This is a genomic window from Pseudomonadota bacterium, from assembly GCA_010028905.1.
In the GTDB taxonomy this organism is placed as follows: Bacteria; Vulcanimicrobiota; Xenobia; order RGZZ01; family RGZZ01; genus RGZZ01.
In genome coordinates, this window is record RGZZ01000668.1 from 1 (window position 1) to 2,190 (window position 2,190).

The 2,190-nt window shown below is 66.9% G+C and carries 2 protein-coding genes and 1 pseudogene; 1 reads left to right on the forward strand and 2 read right to left on the reverse strand.

The genetic code is table 11. The annotated features are described in order from the left end of the window. Positions 1 to 87: 87 nt before the first annotated feature. A pseudogene (locus EB084_24125) lies at positions 88 to 483 on the reverse strand (hypothetical protein). Beyond that, on the reverse strand, positions 480 to 1,346 hold the full coding sequence (locus tag EB084_24130; protein NDD31351.1) for a hypothetical protein: 867 nt from the start codon (positions 1,344 to 1,346) through the stop codon (positions 480 to 482). Before EB084_24130 ends, EB084_24125 begins: the two are co-directional and overlap by 4 nt. 127 nt (positions 1,347 to 1,473) lie before the next feature. Between EB084_24130 and EB084_24135 the strand changes: the two genes are divergently transcribed. Further along, on the forward strand, positions 1,474 to 2,190 hold a 717-nt coding region (locus EB084_24135), incomplete at its 3' end, for a deoxyribodipyrimidine photolyase (protein ID NDD31352.1).

Consider the following 2,190-nt stretch of genomic DNA (forward strand, 5'->3'; position numbering starts at 1 on the left):
GATCCAGCGACCGATGCCTCAGAAATCCTCGCAAAAGAACATCAGCACGGCGGCCACGGCGTGCGCGTCGCCGCGATGAAACGACTCGGCCCTGCCCCACAGCGCGCCATGGCGACGTATCGTGCCGTCTGACTCGATCTGCCCCACCATCGAACCGTGCACGCGCAAGGTGCCGTCGCGCTCGATCTCACCGTAGAGCATCCCGTGCTTCCTCACCGTGCCATCGCACTCGATGCTGCCCACCAGGCTGCCGTTCCTGCGCACCGCGCCGTCGCTCTCGAACTTCCCGACCAGGCTGCCGTTCAGCCGGATGTCACCATCAGACTCGATGCTGGCCCAGAGCGACCCGCCGCGACGGACATCGATGGTCGAAGAGGCCTGCACCGAGCACATCGCACCCACCATCACGACGGCAACGAGAAGCGCACGAACCGCTGTCGCTCTCCAGCGGGGATGGCCTGCAAGGTGGGGGCTGTCGATCATCGGATCGGCTCCTTCACATAGATCTGCTTGACCGCGCCGTTCTCGTAGAAGAAAGCGATGCCGATGGACGGGTAAGACTCCATGTTGTCCTCACGCCCCTTTGGATTCCCGTAAGCCGCCACAACCGCGTCGCGACGACTTCCCACGTGGATGTCCTTGACCGTGCGAAACGCCCCGGAGAAGAGCCAGATCCCGTCGATCTTCCCCTGGAACACGATCAGCACCGCGCCCTTCTTCTCATACGACCAGAGCTGAGAGCCCTCGCGCTGGGGGAACGGCGCACGCTTCGACGGTTCCTTCCAGGCATTGAGCACGAACTCGGCCGGCTGCCCGAGCTGGATGCCGCCCACACGAACGCCGGGAACGATGCGCAGGTCGCCGCTGGCCACGTCACGGTCTTCGCGGTCGGTGACGTAGATGCGGGCGACCTTCCCGTTCGAGAGCGTGAAGCCGAGACCGCGCTCAGGGTACACCACCTCTCCCGCGCGCAGCGACTGCGCGGCGCCGAGGAGACGGCTCACGTCTGCCTCGGTGGAGCCCACGTGCAGGCCCTCGGGGGTTGAGAAGAGGGGGCTCTCCACCGTGATGCCGTTGACCGTTCCCTTCTTGACGAAGAAGTACATCCCGTACTTCTTGTAGTACACGAGCCTGGCGTCTTCGGCGCTGTCTGAGCGCTGCGAGCGGGTCGGGGCGCCGAGCGCCTTCTCGTAGGGGGCAAAAGACCTCCCCAGCAGGAAGCTGCCCACGCCCTTCCCTCCTGTGATCACCGACGCCGAAGGCCCGGCAAGGGCCGCGGTGACGAACAAGGCCAGCAGGGAGAGGAACGCGACAGCGAACCCCGAGACGACGCGCATGTGACGCATAGGAGACGTGGTTCGCGCGTGCCTTTCGGGTTCCTCCGATGCAGGGGGCAAGGCAGGCAGACGCGAACGTCCGCAACGCCTCTCCCCAGGCATACCCACCGCAACCCTTCGGAGTGTGACTCACGCCATGTCGGTTCCCGCCTCGAGGATTCGCGCGCTGAACGACGCGCCTCTCCGATCCGACCGTCCCACGGTGCTCTACTGGATGACCGCGGCGCGACGCTGCACCTGGAACTTCGGCCTGCAACGGGCCGCCGAGCTTGCGCGAACGCTGGGTCGACCGCTGATCGTGCTCGAAGGCCTGCGCTACGATCACCCCTACGCGAGCGAGCGGTTCAGCCGTTTCGTTCTCGAGGGCATGCGCGATAACGCGAAGGCCTGTGCGGGGCGCGCCACGTACCTGCCCTACCTCGAGCCCGCGCCAAAAGCAGGGAGCGGCCTGCTGGCCGCCCTGGCCGAACAGGCGTGCGCGGTGGTGACAGACGACTTCCCCACGTACTTCCTCCCCCACATGCTCGAGAGCGCAGCCCGCCGGCTCGACGTGCGCTTCGAGGCCGTCGATGGCAACGGACTGCTGCCCATGGCCGAATCTGACCGAATGTGGCCCACCGCCCGCGGGTTCCGCACCTTCATCCAGAAGCGCCTGCCCACGCACCTGGGTCTCTCGTCGTTCCCCGCTGCCGACCCCCTGGTCGATCTGCCCGTGCCGGTCTCGCTGCCCGTGTCCATCCGAGAGCGCTGGGTCCCCACCGATCTCGCCCGAGACGACGTACCGGCCCGTCAGGGACCGCCCCCCGCAGACCTTCGCGGTGGTGCCGGCGCGGCCTCGGAGCGGCTCGACTGG

What these genes read in the sequence shown, in the direction of transcription:
- EB084_24130 (NDD31351.1), bottom strand. Translation starts at nt 1,346, where the DNA reads ATGCGTCACATGCGCGTCGTCTCGGGGTTCGCTGTCGCGTTCCTCTCC.